21 protein-coding genes are annotated in these 22,201 nt (G+C 52.4%); 11 read left to right on the top strand and 10 right to left on the bottom strand.

Going from position 1 to position 22,201, the window contains the following annotated elements; translation table 11 throughout:
* Positions 1 to 46 precede the first annotated feature (46 nt).
* On the top strand, positions 47 to 862 hold the full coding sequence (gene yiaJ, locus I6L54_RS02190; RefSeq protein WP_040231776.1) for an IclR family transcriptional regulator YiaJ: 816 nt from the start codon (positions 47 to 49) through the stop codon (positions 860 to 862).
* Positions 863 to 980: 118 nt separating this feature from the next.
* On the top strand, positions 981 to 1,454 hold the full coding sequence (locus I6L54_RS02195; RefSeq protein WP_040231611.1) for a 4Fe-4S dicluster domain-containing protein: 474 nt from the start codon (positions 981 to 983) through the stop codon (positions 1,452 to 1,454).
* A gap of 35 nt (positions 1,455 to 1,489) precedes the next feature.
* On the opposite strand, the gene avtA is transcribed toward I6L54_RS02195, so the two are convergent.
* Both avtA and malS read right to left on the bottom strand, forming a co-directional pair.
* Positions 1,490 to 2,740: a valine--pyruvate transaminase gene (avtA, locus tag I6L54_RS02200; protein ID WP_005120517.1), complete on the bottom strand. Its 1,251-nt coding sequence runs from the start codon at positions 2,738 to 2,740 to the stop codon at positions 1,490 to 1,492.
* Between the two features lie 176 nt (positions 2,741 to 2,916).
* Entirely contained in the window at positions 2,917 to 4,947 is a 2,031-nt protein-coding gene (gene malS, locus I6L54_RS02205) for an alpha-amylase (RefSeq protein ID WP_040231613.1), read from the bottom strand.
* Positions 4,948 to 5,263: 316 nt separating this feature from the next.
* On the opposite strand from malS, the gene I6L54_RS02210 reads away from it, so the two are divergent.
* Positions 5,264 to 6,088, top strand: coding sequence for a protein bax (locus tag I6L54_RS02210; protein ID WP_040231614.1), 825 nt, complete (start codon positions 5,264 to 5,266; stop codon positions 6,086 to 6,088).
* Between the two features lie 89 nt (positions 6,089 to 6,177).
* Here the strand turns inward: I6L54_RS02210 and xylR are convergent, their stop codons facing one another.
* The gene (gene xylR, locus I6L54_RS02215; protein ID WP_005120524.1) at positions 6,178 to 7,356 is read right to left on the bottom strand and encodes a D-xylose utilization transcriptional activator XylR; all 1,179 of its coding nucleotides are present in this window, start codon (positions 7,354 to 7,356) and stop codon (positions 6,178 to 6,180) included.
* A 359-nt stretch (positions 7,357 to 7,715) separates the two neighbouring features.
* On the opposite strand from xylR, the gene xylA reads away from it, so the two are divergent.
* From xylA to yiaA, 4 genes are all read left to right on the top strand, one after another.
* Positions 7,716 to 9,038, top strand: coding sequence for a xylose isomerase (xylA, locus tag I6L54_RS02220; RefSeq protein WP_005120526.1), 1,323 nt, complete (start codon positions 7,716 to 7,718; stop codon positions 9,036 to 9,038).
* A 72-nt stretch (positions 9,039 to 9,110) separates the two neighbouring features.
* The gene (gene xylB, locus I6L54_RS02225; protein ID WP_005120527.1) at positions 9,111 to 10,565 is read left to right on the top strand and encodes a xylulokinase; all 1,455 of its coding nucleotides are present in this window, start codon (positions 9,111 to 9,113) and stop codon (positions 10,563 to 10,565) included.
* A 167-nt stretch (positions 10,566 to 10,732) separates the two neighbouring features.
* Complete coding sequence (gene yiaB / locus I6L54_RS02230; RefSeq protein ID WP_040231617.1) at positions 10,733 to 11,101, top strand: inner membrane protein YiaB; 369 nt, start codon at positions 10,733 to 10,735, stop codon at positions 11,099 to 11,101.
* Positions 11,102 to 11,539, top strand: a complete 438-nt coding sequence (gene yiaA / locus I6L54_RS02235) for an inner membrane protein YiaA (protein ID WP_005120530.1) — start codon at positions 11,102 to 11,104, stop codon at positions 11,537 to 11,539.
* Between the two features lie 39 nt (positions 11,540 to 11,578).
* On the opposite strand, the gene I6L54_RS02240 is transcribed toward yiaA, so the two are convergent.
* A complete protein-coding gene (locus I6L54_RS02240) occupies positions 11,579 to 12,574 on the bottom strand; it encodes an acyltransferase (RefSeq protein ID WP_040231778.1) in 996 nt (331 codons plus the stop codon).
* Between the two features lie 171 nt (positions 12,575 to 12,745).
* Between I6L54_RS02240 and I6L54_RS02245 the strand changes: the two genes are divergently transcribed.
* From I6L54_RS02245 to glyS, 3 genes are all read left to right on the top strand, one after another.
* The gene (locus I6L54_RS02245; protein WP_005133815.1) at positions 12,746 to 13,054 is read left to right on the top strand and encodes a YsaB family lipoprotein; all 309 of its coding nucleotides are present in this window, start codon (positions 12,746 to 12,748) and stop codon (positions 13,052 to 13,054) included.
* A gap of 95 nt (positions 13,055 to 13,149) precedes the next feature.
* Positions 13,150 to 14,061, top strand: a complete 912-nt coding sequence (gene glyQ, locus I6L54_RS02250; protein ID WP_001168551.1) for a glycine--tRNA ligase subunit alpha — start codon at positions 13,150 to 13,152, stop codon at positions 14,059 to 14,061.
* A 9-nt stretch (positions 14,062 to 14,070) separates the two neighbouring features.
* Positions 14,071 to 16,140 (top strand): glycine--tRNA ligase subunit beta, encoded by a 2,070-nt coding sequence (gene glyS / locus I6L54_RS02255; protein ID WP_005133817.1) that lies wholly within the window; start codon positions 14,071 to 14,073, stop codon positions 16,138 to 16,140.
* 113 nt (positions 16,141 to 16,253) lie between these two features.
* Here the strand turns inward: glyS and cueP are convergent, their stop codons facing one another.
* The 3 genes from cueP to I6L54_RS02270 all read right to left on the bottom strand — a co-directional run bounded on the left by cueP (position 16,254) and on the right by I6L54_RS02270 (position 17,762).
* Positions 16,254 to 16,793 (bottom strand): copper-binding periplasmic metallochaperone CueP, encoded by a 540-nt coding sequence (gene cueP, locus I6L54_RS02260; RefSeq protein ID WP_005133818.1) that lies wholly within the window; start codon positions 16,791 to 16,793, stop codon positions 16,254 to 16,256.
* A gap of 187 nt (positions 16,794 to 16,980) precedes the next feature.
* Entirely contained in the window at positions 16,981 to 17,193 is a 213-nt protein-coding gene (cspE, locus tag I6L54_RS02265; RefSeq protein WP_000014594.1) for a transcription antiterminator/RNA stability regulator CspE, read from the bottom strand.
* 278 nt (positions 17,194 to 17,471) lie between these two features.
* The gene (locus I6L54_RS02270) at positions 17,472 to 17,762 is read right to left on the bottom strand and encodes an HTH-type transcriptional regulator (protein ID WP_005133819.1); all 291 of its coding nucleotides are present in this window, start codon (positions 17,760 to 17,762) and stop codon (positions 17,472 to 17,474) included.
* A 379-nt stretch (positions 17,763 to 18,141) separates the two neighbouring features.
* Here I6L54_RS02270 and I6L54_RS02275 point away from each other — a divergent pair, with 379 nt between their 5' ends.
* A complete protein-coding gene (locus tag I6L54_RS02275; protein WP_040231621.1) occupies positions 18,142 to 18,852 on the top strand; it encodes a DUF3053 domain-containing protein in 711 nt (236 codons plus the stop codon).
* Positions 18,853 to 18,913: 61 nt separating this feature from the next.
* Here the strand turns inward: I6L54_RS02275 and ghrB are convergent, their stop codons facing one another.
* The 3 genes from ghrB to I6L54_RS02290 form a co-directional block, all read right to left on the bottom strand.
* On the bottom strand, positions 18,914 to 19,888 hold the full coding sequence (gene ghrB, locus I6L54_RS02280; protein ID WP_005133822.1) for a glyoxylate/hydroxypyruvate reductase GhrB: 975 nt from the start codon (positions 19,886 to 19,888) through the stop codon (positions 18,914 to 18,916).
* Between the two features lie 22 nt (positions 19,889 to 19,910).
* The gene (locus tag I6L54_RS02285) at positions 19,911 to 21,191 is read right to left on the bottom strand and encodes an MFS transporter (RefSeq protein ID WP_040231622.1); all 1,281 of its coding nucleotides are present in this window, start codon (positions 21,189 to 21,191) and stop codon (positions 19,911 to 19,913) included.
* A 70-nt stretch (positions 21,192 to 21,261) separates the two neighbouring features.
* Positions 21,262 to 22,200 (bottom strand): sugar kinase, encoded by a 939-nt coding sequence (locus I6L54_RS02290; RefSeq protein ID WP_005133825.1) that lies wholly within the window; start codon positions 22,198 to 22,200, stop codon positions 21,262 to 21,264.
* Between the last annotated feature and the right edge of the window lies 1 nt (position 22,201).

Consider the following 22,201-nt stretch of genomic DNA (forward strand, 5'->3'; position numbering starts at 1 on the left):
CACTTTGCGCTACCATCAGAGCGCGACGAAAAGGGGAGCGGAAATGATGGGCACAAAAGAGAGTGAGATGACGCAAGACAAAGAGAGGCCAGCCGGAAGTCAGAGCCTGTTCCGTGGTTTGATGTTGATTGAGATTTTGAGCAACTATCCGAATGGTTGCCCGTTGGCGCATTTGTCTGAACTGGCAGGGCTGAACAAAAGTACCGTGCATCGACTGCTGCAAGGGCTGCAATCCTGTGGGTATGTCACCCCCGCGCCAGCGGCAGGGAGTTATCGCCTGACCACCAAATTTATTGCCGTGGGTCAGAAGGCGTTGTCGTCACTGAACATCATCCATGTTGCTGCGCCGCACCTTGAAGCGCTGAATATCGCCACCGGTGAAACTATCAACTTCTCCAGTCGTGAAGACGACCATGCGATTTTGATTTATAAGCTGGAGCCGACGACGGGCATGCTGCGTACCCGCGCTTATATCGGTCAGCATATGCCGCTGTATTGCTCGGCGATGGGCAAAATTTATATGGCATTTGGTCATCCGGACTATGTGGAATCTTACTGGCAGAGCCATCAGGATCTGATTCAGCCGCTGACCCGCAATACGATTACTGGTTTACCGGCCATGTACGATGAGCTGGCGCAGATCCGCGAAAGCAGCATGGCAATGGATCGGGAAGAGAACGAGCTGGGCGTTTCCTGCATTGCCGTGCCGGTGTTTGATATTCATGGGCGGGTGCCGTACTCGGTATCGATTTCACTCTCTACCTCGCGCCTGAAGCAGGTCGGAGAAAAGAATTTACTCAAGCCGCTGCGGGAAACCGCGCAGGCCATTTCCAATGAGCTGGGCTTTAGCGTTCGCGATTAGGCGTATGCCTGGCGTCGTTCAGTCACCTGACAAAATTTAACCATTTCCCCTGTCCGATCAAAGCGACAGGGGCAACCTCTCTGGCACTCTGTGGTTTTCACGCAGAGGGAGGGGGGCAATGAACGCGTTTATTATGGCGGATGCGGCAAAATGTATTGGGTGTCGCACCTGCGAGGTGGCCTGTGTCGTCGCGCATCAGCAAAACCAGGACTGCGCATCGGTCTCTTCCACTGCGTTTACTCCGCGGATCCGCGTGATCAAAGATGACGCTTTTACGACGGCGGTCGCTTGTCATCAATGCGAAGATGCTCCCTGCGCTAACGTGTGCCCAACGTATGCTATTCGTCGTGAACATGGGCATATCTTCGTTGAACAGGCGCGTTGTATTGGCTGTAAAAGCTGTATGCTGGCTTGCCCGTTTGGGGCAATGAATGTCGTCGCCCGCTCGTCGCGGGTGCAGGCGATAAAATGCGATTTGTGCTGGCACCGTGAGGCGGGACCCGCGTGTGTCGAAGCCTGCCCGACCAGCGCGTTGCAGTGTATAGATGCGGTCAGCGTCCAGAAACAGCGTCTACGTTCCCAGCCGCTGTGAAATGAGCCCGACCCGTGGTAGGGTCGGGTTTATCATCAGCCTTCCAGCCAGGCGCGTTCGATCTCTTCAGCCAGAATCTTCACGCCAGCTTCGATTTTCTCCGGCTCTGGCACGTAGTTCATGCGCATGCACTGATGGGTATGCGGCCAGGGTTTATCCAGCCCTGGGAAGAAGTAGTCACCGGGAACCATCAGTACGCCGCGCGCTTTCAGGCGCTGATACAGTAGTTCAGTCGTGATGGGCAAATCTTTGAACCACAGCCACAGGAAAATCGCGCCCTCTGGTTTATGGATCAGGCAGCGATCTTCAGATAAATAGCGGCGAATGATCGCAATTGTCTCCTGAACGCGCTGGTAATAAAACGGTTTGATCACTGTCTCGGACAGACGTAGCAGGTCGTTACGCTTAATCATTTCACACATGATTGCCGGGCCCATTCCGCCAGGTGCAAGGCTGATGATGCCGTTCATATTGGTAATGGCGGTGATGATTTTTTCATTGGCGATAATGATGCCGCAGCGTGAACCGGGCAGACCCAGCTTCGAAAGGCTCATGCACAGCACAATGTTAGGGTTCCACAACGGGCGTGCTTCGCTAAAGATGATGCCGGGGAACGGTACGCCATAGGCATTATCAATCACCAACGGGATCCCATGCTGGTTGGCCAGCCGGTCCAGCTTCATCAGCTCTTCATCGGTGATCACGTTGCCTGTCGGGTTGGTCGGACGTGACACGCAGATCATGCCCGTCTCTTCACCGATGTGCAGGTGTTCAAAATCAACGTGATACTTAAACTGACCTTCCGGTAACAGTTCGATGTTCGGACGTGCGGAGACGAAAAGATCTTCTTCCAGCCCGGAATCGGCATAGCCAATGTATTCCGGGGCTAATGGGAATAACACTTTTTGTGTTGTTCCGTCAGCGCGGCGTCCGGCGAACAGATTGAATAAGTAGAAAAACGCGCTTTGACTACCATTCGTCAGTGCAATATTTTGTGGCTCTATATCCCAACCCAACTTCTCACGTAGTAGTTTCGCCAACTCAGACAGTAGCTCGGTTTTACCTTGTGGACCGTCATAATTACAAAGCGCATCAGTGGCTTTGCCGTTTTCCAGCATATCTGCCAGCAGAGATTGAAAGTAATTTTGCATCTCTGGAATTTGTGCCGGATTACCGCCGCCGAGCATGATGGCGCCTGGGGTGCGTAAACCGTCGTTGAGGTCCTCCATCAGGCGTGTGATGCCTGAATGGCGGGTAAATTTGTCGCCAAAAAGTGAGAATGTCATAGCAGGTGGTCTGTCGAACTCAGTATTAAAGTGGCTAACCATAGCGCTACCTATGGCGGGGTGCAAATCAGGCCTACAGAGCTGAATTGATGTTTTGTGCTGCAGATTTTTTTCTGGATAGTTTTTTATATTGAATCTGGCTTCCCGCGCCGTTGGGCATGAGAAGCCTGTTGGGTTCAGGGTTGACCGGCCCACACGACCATGACTTTATCGTCGCCGTGTTCGCGGATAAATCCGTATCCCTGTTTTAATGACAGCGTGGTTTGTTTACCCGCTCCGATTGCGGGATGACGGGCCCTGAACTGGCTAATACGCTGCCAGTGCGTGACACTGGCGGCAGATTTCCCGGTCACATCCTGCCAGTTCATCTGCGAGCGTGTACCCTGTAACGGGTCTGAACCGGTTGGGCCGAAAGGTCGTGCCGACTCGTCACCGTAAAAAAGTTGTACCGCACCAGGTGCCAGCAACAACAACTCGGCGGCTTTGTCTCCACCTTCGCGGAACAAACGCGTATCGTGCGAGGAGAGATAGCTCAGGACGTTGAAGTCCTGCAGTTTCTCCGCCATTTGTTGCCAGGTGAGATCCATATTTGCCAGACAATCGACGACCCTTGCCGCCTGCTCCTGATAGTCGAAATTGATCATCGCGTCGAAGCCGTGACGGTAATAATCGCTTTGCATTACGCCGTGACCCCAGGCTTCGCCGGTCATCCAGAAGGGTTTATCATCCAGCGCTTTGTCCGGGTTGGCTTTCTTCCATTCGACTAACGCCGCGCTGGCCTGTGTTTTTAGCTGCTGCCAGGCAGCAAGTTCGACGTGTTTGGCGGTATCGACCCGAAAACCGTCAATCCCGTAATCACGGACCCACTGACTGAGCCAGTGCGTCAGATAATCCCGGGGCGTGTAACCGGCAATGGCTTTGGCGTGCGTATCCGGCTTGTGCTGATAAAAGTTTGGCAGCCCGGAAGGTGTGGTGGATTCGGTTTTCAGATCGGGCAGGAACGCCAGCGACATGGTCAGGTCATCAAAGCCAGGATTATCGTAGTCGCCAATATCGGTACGGATCCACTTTTTCCCCCACCATTTTTCCCAGCCGGCTTTATCGCTGAAGTTGATGTAATCATTAAAACTGTGCCAGCTCTGCCCGGACACGGGTTTCCAGTTCGTCCAGTGTTCACCGAGCGTTTTTTTTAGTTCCTCACCTGACAAGTACAACGCCCCAAACTGATACTCCTGCATATCCGCCAACGTGGCGTAGCCGGTATGATTCATCACCACATCAAACAGAATGCGGATGCCGCGTTGATGCGCGCCGTCAACCAGCGCGCGCAGGTCGGCCTCGTTACCCATATTGGCGTCGAGTGTGGTCCAGTCCTGGGTGTAGTAACCGTGATAGGCGTAGTGGGGAAAATCGCCTTTAGTACCACCGCCAACCCAGCCGTGGATTTGTTTAAACGGCGCGCTGATCCACAAGGCGTTGACGCCCAATTGTTGCAGGTAGTCGAGTTTGTTGGTCAGCCCGCGTAAATCTCCTCCGTGAAAGGTACCAATTTCCTGCATACCGTCATTGCGACGTCCATAGCTGTGATCATTAGTCGGATCGCCGTTTTCAAAGCGGTCCGTCAGGACGAAATATACCGTGGCGTTATGCCAGTCGAAGGCGGCGGGGGCATCGGTTTCTGCCCGTTCCAGCAGCAACAGCCCGTTACTGGTTGCGGCGGGCTGTAAGGTAATCGACCCGTTTTTCACCGTTGCCGTTTGCTGGCTATAGTAATCGCGTACCACGGTGCCTTCCGGGAATGTCTGGCTCACATCCAGCGTCAGCGGCGAGCCATCCCATTTTGGGCACTGGCGGATTTGGGCGGTGACGGGATCAGCCTCGTTTTTTACTGACAGCATTAGCGTCGGTGTACCGGAGCGGGTATCGACTTCCAATGTGTAATCGCCGTCTTTAAATAAACGCCACTGTGGCGGTGTGCCTTCACAGGGTTTTAGCGACAGCATCTGATTGAGTTTAATGGCATCTGTAGGCTGCCAGCACTGTTGGTCAAAATTCAGGGTCAAAGGGCGAGTACCCTTCGTCAACGCTGCATGGCTGACGAATTTACCCGTACCTTCCGCTTCGAAGGTAGGAAATTCCTGAGAAGTCCATGATGAGGCGATGGCAATGCCGGGCAGTAATACCAGCGCAACGGCGGCAAGTTTCATAATGCTGTCCTTGATGCTGCGATTTACGCCAGTTTGCCAGTGAAATCAGAGCGGAAACTCATCCTTAGCGTCGATTCTGCCCGGATGAGAGATGAGGGTGAGCGATCGCGCGCAAAAAACGACCTGGTTTTGCGATAACCTCCACATTTTCTTCGAATTAACCGCACCCGGAACGGTTTGTACGTGACATAGTTTCAGAATTGGACTATTCCTTTGGGTGCTCTTGACGGCTATTTTTGATATGATTTGAGATTCATCTCTCATTTTTGTGAAAAATATAAGGTGTTGGAATGTTTAAATCCGACCAGGAGACCTAATGATATTGACTCCCATTCGACGATATGGGGCAATGATTCTTATGTTACTCACCGTTGCATTTTCGGGTGAGGTGCTGGCAAAGACACACACGGCGACAACGAATCATAAGCCCCAGGTAATCAAGGCAAGTAATACACAGGTAAGCAGTAAACAAGAGTATTCTCGCAATAGTGCAAAGAGTAGTTCACTTCCTGATTTGCGAAAATACCCTTCCGGAACACCAAGGAAAAAAGCGTTTCTCCGGACGGTTATGCCTTATATTACCAGTCAAAATGCTGCCATTACGGCGGACCGTAACTGGCTGATCTCAAAGCAGTACCAGAATCGCTGGTCACCAACTGAGCGTACGCGTATGAAAGATATCGCGAAACGCTACAAGGTGAGCTGGTCTGGTAACACGCGTAAAATTCCATGGAATACGCTGCTTGAGCGCGTAGACATCATTCCTACCAGTATGGTGGCGACTATGGCTGCGGCTGAAAGCGGTTGGGGCACATCGAAACTGGCGCGTAGCAATAACAACCTGTTTGGCATGAAATGTGTCAAAGGCCGCTGCAACAATGCACCCGGTAAGGTGAAAGGCTACTCACAGTTTGAATCGGTAAAAGAGTCGGTGAATGCCTATGTCATTAACCTGAACACGCATCCGGCTTACTCTTCTTTCCGTAAGTCACGCGTGCAGCTGCGAAAGGCCGATCAGGAAGTCACCGCCACCGCGATGATCCATAAGTTGAAGGGTTATTCCACGAAAGGACAGAGCTACAACAACTATCTGTTCGCCATGTATCAGGATAACCAGCGTTTAATTGCCGCGCATATGTAATTCCACAGGCCTGATGGCGCGACGCTTATCAGGCCTGTGAGCCGCTCTGTAGGCCGGATTAGGCGAAACCGCCATCCGGCCAATTCCCCCTACAGCAATACCTCACTGTTCATGTCACGGTACTCTTTTGGCGTCGTGTCGTATTCTTTTTTGAAAACGGAATAGAAATACTGCAACGACGGGTAGCCGCACATTTGTGATATTTCGTTTATCGCGAGCGTCGTGGAGATCAACAGGCTACGCGCTTTTTCCAGTTTTTCGGCATGAATCACGGCGTGGATGGTCTCCCCGACCTCGTCTTTAAAGCGCTTCTCGAGATTCGAACGTGAAATCCCGACAGCATCCAGCACTTGCTCGACTTTGATGCCTTTACAGGCATGGTTGCGGATAAAGTGCATTGCCTGAATGACAGCGGGATCGGTCAGTGAGCGATAGTCGGTTGAACGACGATTAACGACGCGTACCGGAGGCACCAGAATGCGTTGCAGCGGCAGTTCTTCATTCGCCAGTAAGCGGTGCAGAAGTTTTGCTGCCTGATAGCCCATCTGTCGTGCGCCCTGAGCAACGGATGACAGCGCGACGCGGGACAGGTAGCGGGTGAGTTCTTCGTTATCTATCCCAATAACACACAGTTTTTCCGGCACCGGGATATGCAAATGCTCGCAGGCCTGCAGAACATGCCGCGCACGCGCATCAGTCACGGCGATAATACCGGTTTGCGGGGGTAAAGTTTGCAGCCAGTCTGCCAGTCGATTTTGCGCGTGTTGCCAGTTTTCTGGTGCGGTTTCCAGCCCCTGATAGACAACGCCACGGTACTTCTCTTTGGCGACCAACTGGCAAAAGGCATATTCACGCTCGGCAGCCCAGCGCTTGCCGCTGGAAGAGGGCAGACCATAAAATGCGAATCGGTTGACCCCTTTTTCTTTCAGATGCAGAAAAGCGCTTTCCACCAGCGCATGGTTATCGGTCGCAATGTAATGGACGGGTGGATAATCGCTTTCAAGATGGTAGGAACCCCCAACGCCGATGATGGGAACATCGACATCGGCAAATAATTGCGCAATGTCATCATCGTCATAATCAGCAATAACACCGTCGCCTAACCAGTCTTTGATATTATCAATACGGGCACGGAAATCTTCCTCAATGAATATATCCCACTCGGATTGTGATGCCTGTAAATATTCACCTACGCCCTCTACCACCTGGCGGTCATAGGCTTTATTAGCATTAAATAATAGAGTGATGCGGTGTCGTTTATCAAACATAAGAGCCTATCCTGAAAGGTTAACGTGGCCTGTCGATACTACCAAAACCGCAGGTGCGACTACTTGATGAAGCGTGACAAATTTCTTATTTGCGTAACGCTACGCAAAATTCACACACCACGACCAGGAAGACAATTGTCATTTCTTATCTGTGTATTACGGTTTTTTGTTTATTGATGAAGAGCCGAGCGAGATCGCTTTTTTAATTGCTTATTCAGTGTGCATTTTTGGGAGCCAGCGCACATTTGGGTATTCTCTTAATGGCGGTGTGAAATAACGTAATTGAGCAATAAATCAGGAAATTCCAGTATGACTGTATCGCAGTTTACTTGCCGTATTACCTGATTATGGAGCTTATTATGCAAGCTTATTTTGACCAACTCGATCGCGTTCGTTTTGAAGGTACAAAATCCACTAACCCACTCGCATTTCGCCATTACAACCCTGATGAAATTGTGCTGGGTAAGCGCATGGAAGAACATCTGCGCTTTGCCGCCTGCTACTGGCACACTTTCTGCTGGAACGGCGCGGATATGTTCGGTATGGGCGCTTTCGATCGTCCGTGGCAGCAGCCGGGTGAAGCACTGGCGCTGGCGAAACGCAAAGCGGATGTGGCATTTGAGTTCTTCCACAAGCTGAACGTGCCTTACTACTGCTTCCATGATGTTGACGTCTCGCCTGAAGGCGCGTCACTGAAAGAGTACAAAAACAACTTTGCGCAGATGGTTGATGTGCTGGCGGCAAAACAGGAACAGAGCGGCGTGAAGCTGCTGTGGGGAACGGCAAACTGCTTTACCAACCCACGCTACGGCGCGGGTGCGGCAACAAACCCGGATCCGGAAGTCTTCAGCTGGGCGGCCACGCAGGTGGTTACGGCTATGGATGCCACGCATAAGTTAGGTGGCGAAAACTACGTTCTGTGGGGCGGTCGTGAAGGTTATGAAACACTGCTGAATACCGATCTGCGTCAGGAACGTGAGCAGATTGGCCGCTTTATGCAACTGGTGGTCGAGCATAAACACAAAACAGGTTTTCAGGGCACCTTACTGATCGAACCGAAGCCGCAGGAACCGACCAAGCACCAGTACGATTACGATGCCGCGACCGTTTACGGATTCCTGAAGCAGTTCGGTCTGGAAAAAGAGATCAAACTGAATATTGAAGCCAACCATGCCACGCTGGCAGGCCATTCGTTCCACCACGAAATCGCTACGGCGATTGCTCTGGGGCTATTTGGTTCCGTCGACGCGAACCGTGGCGACGCACAACTGGGCTGGGATACCGACCAATTCCCGAACAGCGTAGAAGAGAATGCGCTGGTGATGTACGAAATCCTGAAAGCGGGCGGTTTTACCACTGGTGGCCTGAACTTTGATGCCAAAGTCCGTCGTCAGAGTACTGATAAATACGATCTGTTCTATGGTCATATTGGCGCGATGGATACCATGGCGCTGTCGCTGAAAATTGCGGCCCGTATGATTGAAGACGGTGGCCTGGATCAGCGCGTGGCAAAACGTTATGCCGGTTGGAATGGTGAGCTGGGCCAGCAAATTCTGAAAGGTCAGATGACGCTGACGGAAATTGCGCAGTACGCTGAACAACATAACCTGGCACCGGTGCATCAGAGCGGCCATCAGGAACAGTTGGAAAATCTGGTAAACCATTATTTGTTCGACAAATAATGGACTGCTGAGTACGTCCGTAAGCCCGGATAGCGATTCGCTACCGGGCCTTTCTTTAAGGAACGATACCCTATGTATATCGGGATAGATCTTGGTACATCAGGCGTAAAGGCCATCCTGCTCAACGAGCAGGGCGATGTGGTCGCTTCGCACACGGAGAAACTCACCGTCTCTCGGCCTCATCCATTATGGTCGGAGCAGGATCCTGAACAGTGGTGGCTGGCGACGGATCGTGCTGTAAAAACGTTGGGTCAGCAGCATTCACTCTGCGAGGTAAAGGCGTTAGGTCTTGCCGGGCAGATGCACGGCGCGACGCTGCTTGATAAGCAGCAGAAGGTTCTGCGTCCGGCAATCCTGTGGAATGACGGTCGCTGCGCCGAAGAATGCGTGATGCTGGAAAATCAGGTGCCGCAATCTCGTATGATTACCGGCAATCTGATGATGCCTGGCTTTACCGCCCCTAAATTGCTGTGGGTTCAGCGCCATGAACCGGACATTTTCGGCCAGGTTGATAAAGTCCTGCTGCCGAAGGATTACCTGCGTCTGCGTATGACCGGAGAGTTTGCCAGCGATATGTCGGATGCCGCAGGTACGATGTGGCTGGATGTCGCGAAACGTGACTGGAGTGACGTCATGTTGTCTGCGTGTCAACTGACTCGCGCACATATGCCGACCTTGTACGAGGGCAGTGCGATTACCGGAACGCTGTTGCCTGGTGTCGCGCAATCCTGGGGCATGTCAGAGGTTGCGGTTGTGGCGGGTGGTGGCGATAACGCGGCGGGTGCGGTTGGCGTAGGGATGATGAATGCAGGCCAGGCAATGCTGTCATTGGGCACGTCCGGTGTCTACTTTGCTGTAAGCGACGGTTTTCTCAGTAAACCAGAAAGTGCGGTACACAGCTTCTGCCACGCACTGCCTGAACGGTGGCATCTGATGTCAGTGATGCTGAGCGCCGCATCCTGTCTCGACTGGGCGGCAAAATTAACCGGGATGGCAAGCGTACCTGCGCTGATTGATGCCGCACAGCAGGCAAATGAGCAGGCTGAACCGGTCTGGTTCTTGCCCTATCTCTCAGGTGAACGTACGCCGCACAATAACCCGCAGGCGAAGGGCGTCCTTTTTGGCCTGACGCATCAGCATGGCCCGGCAGAACTGGCGCGAGCGGTACTGGAAGGTGTGGGATTTGCCTTAGCTGATGGGATGGATGTGGTACATGCCTGTGGCGTGCAGCCCGCCAGCATTACGCTGATTGGCGGCGGGGCGCGCAGTGAATACTGGCGTCAAATGCTGTCTGACATTAGCGGATTGCAGCTGGATTACCGTACCGGCGGTGACGTTGGCCCTGCACTCGGTGCGGCGCGCCTGGCGCAAATTGCCATCAATCCGCAACGACCATTATCTGACCTGTTGCCTCAGCTTACGCTGGAGCAGGCGCATTATCCTGACGCCGGGCGTCATGCTCTTTACCAACAGCGTCGAGAAACCTTCCGCCGAATCTATCAGCAATTACAACCGCTGATGTCCTGACCCTAAATCCCCTCTGGTAAACAGAGGGGATTTATCAAATATATATTTCAATCCAATAAATAATTAACGCGCATGAATTTATTCTGAAAGTCCTGCGCAGTGGCATTTTTCTGTGTTGTCTTTAGCGGGTTATTCATATTGTATCCATGATGGATAAGGAGATCCCAATGAAGACAACAAGGCTGTTGCTATGGATATTATTCCTTTCTGGCGCACTGATTTATGTTATTGGCTTATGGCGGGCATGCCCGTTGCTGAGTGGCAAAGGCTATTTTTTCGGCGTGCTGATGACGGGAATGTTTGTGACATATGTTTATCAGCGTGCTGAAAATCTCGATCAGGACGACGAACGCTTCGTCTCTGTATGTCAGATGGTGGCTCTTATCACGGTAGGATTGCTGCTGGTGGGGGTGTGGAACGCTCCATTATCGCCTCTTGAAAAGGGGCTTTACCCGATGGCATTCATCGTATGTTTACTGGGGCAGGCTTTATTGCTGCGCTCAGCAGAAGATTTATCTAAAGGACAGGAACTCTAAATGGAAAACAGGACATCAACTTATTCACCCGCATTTAGCATTGTGTCATGGATCGCGCTTTTGGGCGGTATTGTGGTTTATTTGTTGGGGTTGTGGAATGCCGATATGCAGTTGAACGAAAAGGGGTATTACTTTGCTGTTTTGGTTCTTGGTTTGTTTTCTGCTGCGTCGTATCAAAAGACGATACGGGATAAATATGAAGGCATCCCGACTACGCCGATTTACTACGTAACCTGCCTGGCCGCGTTTGTTATTGCGGTTGCGTTGTTGGTTATTGGTTTGTGGAATGCCACGCTGCTGCTAAACGAGAAAGGATTTTATGGTCTGGCCTTCTTTTTGAGCCTGTTTGGTACCGTTGCGGTGCAGAAAAATATCCGTGATGGCGGTTTTGAGCATCAAAAAGAAACGTTGGCCGCCGCAGAAGAGTTTACAGAGTGATCGTCAGCCCTCGATTGTTACCGATCTAGGGCTTTTCTTTTAACTTACCAGCCTGCGCGTATCGATGCGCTGCAACAATATGGACAACAGTAAACTTCCTGCCAGCGTGGCGCTAAAAATCCACAGTATATCCAGCGGCGGCCAGTTTTTGAGCTCAATGCCGTTGGTGCGCAGCGCGTGAATGATCAGCGCATGAAAGCCATAAATTCCTAATGAGTGGCGGGAAATAAGGCCCAGTACCGGCAGTGTGCGCGTGCTGAGCGTGTTTTTGATCAGCGTCAGAAGTGAGGCGGCACAAATAAACACCGCTGGTCCGCAGTAGAGATACCAGGTATCGGCAAAATTGCCTCGCCACTGGAGCTCATGTAGCGTCCCGCGGGAAATAACAAACACGGCGACGAGACACAACGCTGCGCAGAGCCAGGTGAGTGAGCGCTTTTGCGTGTCCATCATACCAATCGCCCGGCCCAGCATGCCGTACAGAATGTAGTAGAACGTATCGCCACTGATGTACAGGTTGATGGGAAGCCACTCAAAGCCGCCAATTTTTTGCGAGACGGTATTGGGATTGGCAATCACGCCTATCACCACCATCAATGCCAGCAGCATTTTTCCGCTGACATTTTTCACCTGAATAAGCGGGGATACCAGGTAGATAACGGCAATAGCGAAGAAAAACCATAGGTGGTAGAACACCGGCTTTTGCAGCAGGTTCTTCAGCGACAGCTCAGCGTTGATCGAGGTAAACAGCAGGATGTAGGCCAGCGCCACGCTACTGTAAAACAGAATGCAGAGCGCGATGCGCGTGAAATGGCGCGGTTTGGCGCTGCGTTCGCCGAAAAAGAGATAACCCGAGATCATAAAAAACAGCGGGACGCTGACGCGAGAGGCGGAATTGAGCACGTTGGCCAGATCCCAATTTACCGGGCTGACGCTTTGCGCATTGGTGATATACCAGGTCGTGGTGTGGATCATCACGACCATTAAACAGGCGATCCCGCGCAGATTATCAATCCAGTAAATTTTGGGCTGCATCAGTTCCTCTGTTTTCATTAAAAAAAGTCTGACCAGTATTTGCGGACATCGCTCACTGGATTAATCCGAGTTATTACGCTAAAGCTTGTGATGGCCTGGGGAGATTCTCACAATAGGATCCGTTCCCAGACACTAATAATAAGACTGACCAGCAAACCAGGCGGTAATAAAATGATGATGAAGTATTTCTTTCCAGCAATCCTCACGCTGCTGCTGGTGGGGTGCGCCGATCCACAATCGTCAACACCCGTGCAGAAAGCGCAAAAGGGCAAAATTACTGCCACGCGTTCGCTGGATATGGAGTCATTGTGCAAAAGTGAAGCATCGGAGCTTTATAATACGGGCGTCCAGAAAATTGCTATCACCGGTCTTGAGCAATTTCAGGGTAGCTATGAGATGCGCGGTTCTACCTTCCGCAAAGAGAGTTTTGTCTGCTCATTTGACGCAGACGGGCAGTTTTTGCACCTTTCCATGCGCTAAGTTCCCCCTTTTTCCCGTTTCGTACTGTATATCTTGCAGCCAGCGGGTATACTGACCGCTTCCTTTAAATCCACACGTATCCAGCACGAAATAATATGCAAAAGTTTGATACCAGGACCTTCCAGGGCTTGATCCTGACCTTACAGGATTACTGGGCTCGCCAGGGCTGCACCATTGTTCAACCATTGGACATGGAAGTCGGCGCGGGGACATCTCACCCAATGACCTGCCTGCGTGCGCTGGGGCCGGAACCGATGGCGACTGCTTATGTGCAGCCTTCCCGTCGTCCGACCGATGGCCGCTATGGCGAAAACCCGAACCGCTTACAGCACTACTATCAGTTCCAGGTAGTGATTAAGCCGTCACCGGACAACATTCAGGAGCTGTACCTGGGTTCTCTGAAAGAGCTGGGTATGGACCCGACCATTCACGATATTCGTTTCGTGGAAGATAACTGGGAAAACCCGACGCTGGGCGCCTGGGGTCTGGGTTGGGAAGTGTGGCTGAACGGCATGGAAGTGACGCAGTTCACCTACTTCCAGCAGGTTGGTGGTCTGGAATGTAAACCAGTAACCGGGGAAATCACCTACGGTCTGGAACGTCTGGCCATGTACATTCAGGGCGTAGACAGCGTTTACGACCTGGTCTGGAGCGACGGCCCGCTGGGTAAAACCACATACGGCGACGTGTTCCATCAGAACGAAGTGGAGCAATCCACTTACAACTTCGAATACGCCGACGTGGACTTCCTGTTCACCTGCTTCGAGCAGTACGAAAAAGAGGCCCAGCAGCTGCTGGCGCTGGAAAACCCGCTGCCGCTGCCTGCGTATGAACGTATTCTGAAAGCCGCCCATAGCTTCAACCTGCTGGATGCGCGTAAAGCCATCTCCGTCACCGAGCGCCAGCGCTATATCCTGCGCATTCGCACCCTGACCAAAGCAGTGGCAGAAGCTTACTACGCTTCCCGTGAAGCCCTTGGCTTCCCGATGTGCAACAAAGACAAATAAGAGGCGGCCATGTCTGAGAAAACTTTTCTGGTGGAAATCGGCACTGAAGAGCTGCCACCAAAAGCACTGCGCAGCCTGGCTGAGTCCTTTGCTGCGAACGTTACCGCGGAGCTGGACAACGCTGGCCTCGCGCACGGCAATGTTGAGTGGTTTGCCGCTCCACGTCGTCTGGCGCTGAAAGTCGCTGCCCTGGCAGAATCTCAACCCGATCGTGAAGTTGAAAAACGCGGCCCGGCCATTGCCCAGGCGTTTGATGCTGAAGGTAAACCGAGTAAAGCGGCAGAAGGTTGGGCGCGCGGTTGCGGTATCACGGTTGATCAGGCTGAGCGTCTGACCACCGACAAAGGCGAGTGGCTGCTGTATCGCGCGCACGTGAAAGGCGAAAGCGCAGAAACGCTGCTGCCGAACATGATTACCACTTCGCTTGCGAAGCTGCCGATCCCGAAACTGATGCGCTGGGGCGCGTCTGACGTTCACTTCGTGCGTCCGGTTCACACCGTGACCCTGCTGCTGGGCGACAAAGTCATTCCGGCAACGATTCTGGGTATCCAGTCCGATCGCGTGATCCGCGGCCATCGCTTTATGGGCGAACCGGAATTCACCATCGACAATGCCGATCAGTATCCGGAAATTCTGCGTGAGCGCGGCAAAGTGATTGCGGATTACGCTGAGCGTAAAGCGAAAATCAAAGCCGATGCTGAAGAAGCGGCGCGTAAGATTGGCGGTAACGCCGATCTGAGCGAAAGCCTGCTGGAAGAGGTCACCTCGCTGGTTGAATGGCCGGTCGTGCTGACCGCGAAGTTCGAAGAGAAATTCCTTGCGGTTCCGTCTGAAGCGCTGGTACACACCATGAAAGGTGACCAGAAGTACTTCCCGGTTTACGCCAACGACGGCAAACTGCTGCCTAACTTTATCTTCGTTGCCAACATCGAATCGAAAGATCCGACCCAGATTATCTCCGGTAACGAGAAGGTGGTTCGTCCGCGTCTGGCGGATGCCGAATTCTTCTTCAATACCGACCGTAAAAAACGTCTGGAAGACAATCTGCCGCGTCTGCAAACCGTGCTGTTCCAACAGCAACTAGGTACGCTGCGCGACAAGACTGACCGTATCCAGGCGCTGGCGGGCTGGATTGCTGGTCAAATTGGCGCTGACGTTAACCACGCAACGCGTGCTGGCCTGCTGTCCAAGTGCGACCTGATGACCAACATGGTCTTCGAGTTCACCGACACTCAGGGCGTGATGGGAATGCACTACGCGCGTCACGATGGCGAAGCGGAAGATGTTGCTGTGGCGCTGAACGAGCAGTATCAACCACGCTTTGCCGGTGATGACCTGCCGTCTAACCCGGTGGCTTGTGCCGTGGCGATTGCTGACAAGATGGACACCCTGGCGGGTATCTTCGGTATTGGTCAGCATCCGAAAGGCGACAAAGATCCGTTTGCGCTGCGTCGTGCCGCGCTGGGCGTGCTGCGTATCATCGTTGAGAAGAACCTGAATCTGGATCTGAAAACGCTGACGGAAGAGGCTGTTCGTCTGTATGGCGACAAGCTGACCAACGCGAAAGTGGTTGATGACGTTATCGACTTTATGCTCGGTCGCTTCCGCGCCTGGTATCAGGACGAAGGTTACACCGTCGATACCATTCAGGCCGTGCTGGCGCGTCGTCCGACTCGTCCGGCTGATTTCGACGCACGTATGAAGGCAGTTTCGCACTTCCGTACGCTGGAGGCCGCGTCTGCGCTGGCTGCCGCGAACAAGCGCGTATCAAATATTCTGGCGAAGTCTGAAGAGACGCTGAATGACCGTGTGAATGCGGCAACGCTGAAAGAGCCGGAAGAAATTGCGCTGGCGATGCAGGTTGTGGTGCTGCGCGATAAGCTGGAGCCTGTTTTCGCCGCTGGCCATTACCAGGAAGCGCTGGTTGAGTTAGCGGAACTGCGTGAGCCGGTTGATGCGTTCTTCGAGAAAGTGATGGTCAACGTAGAAGATAAAGATCTGCGTATCAACCGTCTCTCCATGCTCGAAAAACTGCGCGAACTGTTCCTGCGCGTGGCGGATATTTCGCTGCTGCAGTAACGGTCCTGAGCTGACTTAGAAAATGCCGGATGGCGGCTTCGCCTTATCCGGCCTACGAGATAAACACCAGTAGGCCGGATAAGCATTGCGCCATCCGGCATTTTTTTATGTTGTTAGCGCAGCTGTAATTTAGTCAGACAGGTCTGGCTGTCTTCCATGGTCTTAATAGGATACTCCGCTGTTTTACCGTTGTAGCTTACTGCGATGGTGCCTGCCATATTGCGCGGTAGCCAAACCCCGACGAAGCCATTTCGACCGCTCTTCATCTCTTTTTGTAGCACTACATCACCCTTGTTATCCGTGACTTTGACATTGAATGTCTGCTCCGGCATTTCGCCCTGGCAGCCAGAAAGGCTGTGGTTGAAGCAAGGATGTGTTTGCCACTCATAGGGGGCAAACGACAGATAGAACTTATCGCCGAGCGGCAGGGTATAGATCTGATCGCCCGAAGAGAGCTTTAGTTCAGTGCTGGTGATGGATGCCGAGTAGGGCAGTGGTCGGCTCTGGGGAGATTGGTCAATCGCCTCGACGATTTGCTCGACGGATTTCCCGCTGAGCCCGTGTTCCGCCAAAAAAGTGGCTTCAGGGGTTGCTGCGAACGCGCTACCGGTGGTGAGTAAACCTAAAACCAGCAGCAATGAGGATTTCGACATAGCTTCAATTCCTTGTGAACATTGTGGAATACAGACTGGCTCACTATAAAGCTTGCCCTTAGGGAAAGGTCAAAGGGGCGACGGGTAAAGTAATGCAAAGACGCGTGTGGGCGAGGTATTTTAGGAAGTACAGATAAAAAAAATCCCCGCCGTTGGGCAGGGATTCAGAATTTTGAGCTTTTTAAGCTTACAGGCTGGTTACGTTGCCAGCTGCCGGGCCTTTAGCGCCGCTTTCGATGGTGAAGGAAACTTTCTGACCTTCGTCCAGAGATTTGTAGCCATCGTTCTGGATAGCAGAGAAGTGTACGAACACGTCTTTAGAGCCATCGTCAGGAGTGATGAAGCCGAAACCTTTGTCAGCGTTGAACCATTTTACGATACCAGTCATTTTACCGGACATAGTGTATTACCTTTTAAAAAATAAGTGTGCCTTTCGGCGATATGGCGTGCTTTACAGATTTTTTAACAGTAAAGGAAATGCTCACTACGAGGGTATCAACGATAACTCTTGAAGGGACTTGCCTTACTAACTGCTGTAATGGTCTGTACGTCAAACCGTTGAGGGCATTAACTCATTTTACGCATGTGGATGCAACTACTATTTTCTTTTTTGTGGATAACCTCGGTATGGGAACGGCCCTTTTACAGGACCGTTATGAAGTAAAATTAAAAAATAGCTCAATCCATCAATTGCTTACTTAATCTCGGGTCTGCCTGAATCAGACGCATCAGCTTCAATTCGGTACTGGAAGGCTTTACGCGTTTAGACTCCCATTCGTGAACCATCGCGACCGTCACGCCCATTACCCGGGCAAAATCATCTGTTTTTAAACCTGTCCCTCGTCGTAGCTGTTCAAATTCGGTGAAAGGGTTGGTTTTTTGCGTCAGAGTGACGGTCTGCGATACATCTTTAAAAACAATCTGCTCCAGACTGCTTAGCAGTTCAAACATAGGATCTTTGTATTCCATTGAGAACTCCTATTAATCACACAGCGGGATCGTGAATTTTCTCGAAGCTCATTAAGAGTAGTCGCAAAAAATGAAGTCGGATTTGGGGTTTGAGAGATGGATTCGTTTCAGCAAACGGTGGGCAACAATATTTCGCAGGCTAACAAACTGATAAAGGTCGGGATCTAGAACGATCGATCCCGATTGTAAAGATGACTAAAATAGAGCGCCGTTATGTGAATGGAGCATTGTTTCGCAAAATGCAGGGTGGTGAGAACGGTTATTTTCCCCCACAAGATTACGCGGAAAGGGTATCTTGCGGGGCTGACCTGGACTATCCTTGTCAACGTCAGGCACGCGGGTGTCGTTGTGCGCATTTTTGGGTGAAAGGAGTATTAAAATGGCGACAGGTAAGTCCTGCTCTCGCTGGTTTGCGCCTGTTTTGGCGCTCTTAATGGTAGTTGGCCTGAGTGGGTGTTTTGATAAAGAAGGCGATCAACGCAAAGCGTTTATCGATTTTCTGCAGAATACTGCAATGCGTAGCGGAGAGCGTTTACCGACGCTGACTGCCGATCAGAAAAAACAGTTTGGCCCGTTTGTGTCCGATTACGCGATTCTTTATGGCTATTCACAGCAGGTTAATCAGGCAATGGACTCCGGTCTGCGCCCGGTTGTTGATAGCGTAAACGCAATCCGTGTTCCTCAGGATTATATGACTCAGCGTGAACCGCTGCGTCAGGCAAATGGCGCGCTGGGCGTGTTAGGACAACAGTTGCAGAATGCGAAGCTACAGGCAGATGCTGCCCATGGCGCGCTGAAGCAGGGTGAGGATCTGAAGCCGGTCTTTGACCAGGTTTACAATAAAGTCGTCACTGTACCTGCAGAGGCGTTACAGCCACTGATCCCAGCCGCGCAAGTTTTCACGCAGCAGTTGGTGCAGGTGGGCGATTTCATCGCGCAGCAGGATACACAAGTGAGCTTTGTTGCGAACGGCATCCAGTTCCCAACCTCACAACAGGCCAGTCAGTACAATACGCTGATTGGCCCGCTGGCGGCGCAGCATCAGGCATTTAATCAGGCATGGACTGCTGCGGTGAATGCCGCGCAGTAATCGTCGTACGGTAAGACAAATTAAAGGCCGGGTGAGCATCAATGCTACCCGGCCTTTTGTGTTATTTGGCCACTTGCGGATTCACGCAGTTCTTCTCAACTTTCCCCTGCAGTGCGTCAATTAAGTTATCCACAGCACAAGCCGCCATGTTATAGCGCGTTTCATGCGTGGCTGAACCAATATGCGGTACCGCCACCACATTCGGCAGCGACAGCAGCGGTGAGTCTGACGGCAACGGCTCTTGTTCAAACACATCCAGGCCCGCGGCATGAATCTCCCCGCTTTGCAGGGCGGCGATCAGTGCGTTTTCATCCACCACCGGGCCACGCCCGGCGTTAATGAAAATGGCAGAAGACTTCATTTTGGCAAACTGTTCGGTACTGAACAGATGGTGGGTTTCGTCCGTTAACGGCAGAATCAGGCAAACAAAATCCGATTCCTGCAGCAGCGTATCCAGGTCACAGTAGCGCGCGTTGAAACGCTCTTCCGCTTCCTGATGATGGCGGCGTGCGTTGTAGAGAATCGGCATGCTAAAGCCGAAATGCGCGCGTTGCGCCAGCGCCAGTCCAATGCGTCCCATGCCGACAATGCCCAGCGTCTTGTGGTGAACATCGGTACCAAACCAGTCGGCCCCGATGCTTTTTGTCCATTCGCCTGCCTTCACGCGTTCAGCGACTTCCACCACGCGGCGAGCGGTGCTTAACACCAGTGCCATTACCGTGTCCGCCACGGTTTCTGTCAGCACCGTTGGCGTGTGCATCAGCAGCACCTTACGTGCGTTTAAGGCCTCAACATCGAAGTTGTCATAGCCTACGGAAATGGTGGAGGTCGCGCGCAGTTTCGGCATTTTCTCCAGCAGGGCGGTATTGACGGCTTCACTGGAGCCCAGCAGACCTTCCGCGCTGGCAAAGGCTTCGGCGTGCTGTGCTACGGTTTCTGAACGCAGGTTAGGCACCTGAGTGACAGTAAAATGCTCTTCCAGGCGATGCAGTAAATCGTCAGGTAACGCTTTATAGAGAATAATGGACGGCTTCATGCGAATCTCCGTAAGTTAAAATTTAAGCGTGGCGTGCGCCAATAGGTAGCTGTTGATTATTAGCAGGCTTAACGATCAGAGTTAGCCATACTGAGACAAAAAGCGCTACCCCCATAAAAATGTATGAGGCGGACGGGCTGCCGGTGGTGCCATTGAGGTAGCCGACAAACCAGGAGCCAAAGAATGAGCCTAATGCGCCCATGCTGTTGATCAATGCCATTGCTCCCCCAGCGACGTTGCGCGGTAACATCTCAGGAATGATGGCGAAGAAGGGGCCATAAGGGGCATACATGGCCGCACCGGCGATAACCAGCAGTGTGTAAGAAATCCAGAAATGGTCTGCGCCAACGGCCCAGGAGCCAATAAAGGCGAAAGCGGCAATCAGCAGCAGTGGCCAGACAAACAGCTTACGATTTTGCAGTTTATCGGAAGCCCAGGAAACGAGGATCATCGCCGCCGTCGCCGCCAGATACGGAACAGACGAAAGCCAACCGACCTCTACCATACCCAGGTTGGCACCGCCGCTGCGGATAATTGACGGCAACCACAGAACAAAACCGTAGACGCCAATACTCCAGGCAAAGTACTGCATGCACAGCAGAATAACGTTACGTGAACGGAACGCTTCGCCGTAGTTACGCACGGCTTTGATACCCTGCTGTTCTTTTTCTAACTGGGCCTGCAGCGCGGCTTTTTCGGATTCTGACAACCAGCCTACCTGCGACGGTTTATCTTTTACCAGTACCCACCAGCAGAACGCCCAGATGATGGCCGGAAAACCTTCAATGATGAACATTTCACGCCAGCCCAGCGCCTGGATCAGATACCCGGAAACCACGGACATCCACAGGACGGTGACTGGGTTACCGAGGATCAGAAAGGTATTAGCACGCGAACGCTCGGACTTCGTAAACCAGTTACTGATATAAATCAGCATTGCGGGCATCACGGCGGCTTCAACGACGCCAAGAATAAAGCGGATGGCGGCAAGCATTGGAATATTGCTGACCATCCCGGTCAGTGACGCGCAGGCGCCCCACAGAATCAGGCAGATAAAAATCAGTTTACGTACGCTGCGGCGTTCGGCGTAAATTGCGCCTGGGATCTGGAAGAAGAAATAGCCAAGAAAAAACAGAGCCCCCAGCAGGGAGGAGATCCCTTTGGTAATACCGAGGTCCTCGTTGATACCGGCTGCGGAAGCGAAGCTGAAGTTCGCGCGATCAAGGTACGCCAGGCTGTACGTGATAAACACGATTGGCATGATGTACCACCAGCGTTTTGCTGCATTGGTTGAGCTATTCATAGACTGCCCTCTGGTTATGCTGATACGCCGCCTCTGAATGTAGGGTACAGAGACAGAGTTGGCCGGGAATTTATTCCCCTAATTGTTCACGTGTGGGTAATCCTTCGCTGTCGCCCTGAACCTGAATGGCCAGTGCGCCAATTTTATTGCCGCGGGTCACCGCCTGATGCAGCGAGCGCCCTTCCAGCAGGGCGCTGATAACGCCCACGGCAAAGCCATCGCCTGCGCCGACCGTATCGACCACGTTGTCGACTTTTACCGGTGCGACGCAGCCTTGTTCACCGCTGGCGGTTTTGTACCAGGCGCCATCAGCCCCGGTTTTGATGATCACGGCCTTCACCCCGTGGCGCAGATAAAAGTCGGCGATGGCTTCAGGCGTCTGCTGACCGGTTAAAATCATGCCCTCTTTTAACCCCGGCAGTACCCAGTCAGCCAGGAATGCCAGTCGGTTGAGTTTTTCCACCATCTCGCCTTCGCTTTTCCACAGTACCGGGCGTAAATTCGGGTCGAACGAGATGGTCTTCCCTTGCACTTTCAGCGTGCGGGCGGTATGGGCCAGCAGTTCATAAGAGCTGGCCGAAAGCGCCGCCGCGACGCCGCTCAGGTGCAGGTGGCGCGCGCTGGCGAAGTAGGCTTCGTGAAAATCCTCAACGCTGAGGTGGCTGGCAGCAGAACCTTTGCGGAAATATTCCACAATGGGATCGGTTCCATTTTCGACTTTAGATTTAAGCTGAAAGCCGGTAGCGTAGCGCCCGTCCAGAGTGACTCCCTGCGCATCAATCCCTTCTTTCTCCAGCGACTTAATAATAAAACGGCCAAAACTGTCGTTACCTACGCGGCTTACCCAGCCTACGTTCAGACCCAGGCGAGCAAGTCCGGTTGCCACATTAAGTTCAGCGCCAGCAACGCGCTTGATAAACTGCTCCACATCTGCCAGTTCGCCGGTTTGCGTGGCGACAAACATCGCCATCGCTTCACCAATCGTGACCACATCCAGTGACTTTTTCATG

It is taken from the genome of Citrobacter pasteurii, assembly GCF_019047765.1.
GTDB classification, from domain to species: domain Bacteria; phylum Pseudomonadota; class Gammaproteobacteria; order Enterobacterales; family Enterobacteriaceae; genus Citrobacter; species Citrobacter pasteurii.

What these genes read in the sequence shown, in the direction of transcription:
- ghrB (WP_005133822.1), bottom strand. Translation starts at nt 19,888, where the DNA reads ATGAAGCCGTCCATTATTCTCTATAAAGCGTTACCTGACGATTTACTG.
- yiaJ (WP_040231776.1), top strand. Translation starts at nt 47, where the DNA reads ATGGGCACAAAAGAGAGTGAGATGACGCAAGACAAAGAGAGGCCAGCC.
- xylB (WP_005120527.1), top strand. Translation starts at nt 9,111, where the DNA reads ATGTATATCGGGATAGATCTTGGTACATCAGGCGTAAAGGCCATCCTG.
- glyS (WP_005133817.1), top strand. Translation starts at nt 14,071, where the DNA reads ATGTCTGAGAAAACTTTTCTGGTGGAAATCGGCACTGAAGAGCTGCCA.
- cspE (WP_000014594.1), bottom strand. Translation starts at nt 17,193, where the DNA reads ATGTCCGGTAAAATGACTGGTATCGTAAAATGGTTCAACGCTGACAAA.
- avtA (WP_005120517.1), bottom strand. Translation starts at nt 2,740, where the DNA reads ATGACATTCTCACTTTTTGGCGACAAATTTACCCGCCATTCAGGCATC.
- I6L54_RS02195 (WP_040231611.1), top strand. Translation starts at nt 981, where the DNA reads ATGAACGCGTTTATTATGGCGGATGCGGCAAAATGTATTGGGTGTCGC.
- xylA (WP_005120526.1), top strand. Translation starts at nt 7,716, where the DNA reads ATGCAAGCTTATTTTGACCAACTCGATCGCGTTCGTTTTGAAGGTACA.
- xylR (WP_005120524.1), bottom strand. Translation starts at nt 7,356, where the DNA reads ATGTTTGATAAACGACACCGCATCACTCTATTATTTAATGCTAATAAA.
- malS (WP_040231613.1), bottom strand. Translation starts at nt 4,947, where the DNA reads ATGAAACTTGCCGCCGTTGCGCTGGTATTACTGCCCGGCATTGCCATC.
- cueP (WP_005133818.1), bottom strand. Translation starts at nt 16,793, where the DNA reads ATGTCGAAATCCTCATTGCTGCTGGTTTTAGGTTTACTCACCACCGGT.
- I6L54_RS02270 (WP_005133819.1), bottom strand. Translation starts at nt 17,762, where the DNA reads ATGGAATACAAAGATCCTATGTTTGAACTGCTAAGCAGTCTGGAGCAG.
- I6L54_RS02210 (WP_040231614.1), top strand. Translation starts at nt 5,264, where the DNA reads ATGATATTGACTCCCATTCGACGATATGGGGCAATGATTCTTATGTTA.
- I6L54_RS02285 (WP_040231622.1), bottom strand. Translation starts at nt 21,191, where the DNA reads ATGAATAGCTCAACCAATGCAGCAAAACGCTGGTGGTACATCATGCCA.
- I6L54_RS02275 (WP_040231621.1), top strand. Translation starts at nt 18,142, where the DNA reads ATGGCGACAGGTAAGTCCTGCTCTCGCTGGTTTGCGCCTGTTTTGGCG.
- glyQ (WP_001168551.1), top strand. Translation starts at nt 13,150, where the DNA reads ATGCAAAAGTTTGATACCAGGACCTTCCAGGGCTTGATCCTGACCTTA.
- I6L54_RS02290 (WP_005133825.1), bottom strand. Translation starts at nt 22,200, where the DNA reads ATGAAAAAGTCACTGGATGTGGTCACGATTGGTGAAGCGATGGCGATG.
- I6L54_RS02240 (WP_040231778.1), bottom strand. Translation starts at nt 12,574, where the DNA reads ATGCAGCCCAAAATTTACTGGATTGATAATCTGCGCGGGATCGCCTGT.
- yiaA (WP_005120530.1), top strand. Translation starts at nt 11,102, where the DNA reads ATGGAAAACAGGACATCAACTTATTCACCCGCATTTAGCATTGTGTCA.
- yiaB (WP_040231617.1), top strand. Translation starts at nt 10,733, where the DNA reads ATGAAGACAACAAGGCTGTTGCTATGGATATTATTCCTTTCTGGCGCA.
- I6L54_RS02245 (WP_005133815.1), top strand. Translation starts at nt 12,746, where the DNA reads ATGATGATGAAGTATTTCTTTCCAGCAATCCTCACGCTGCTGCTGGTG.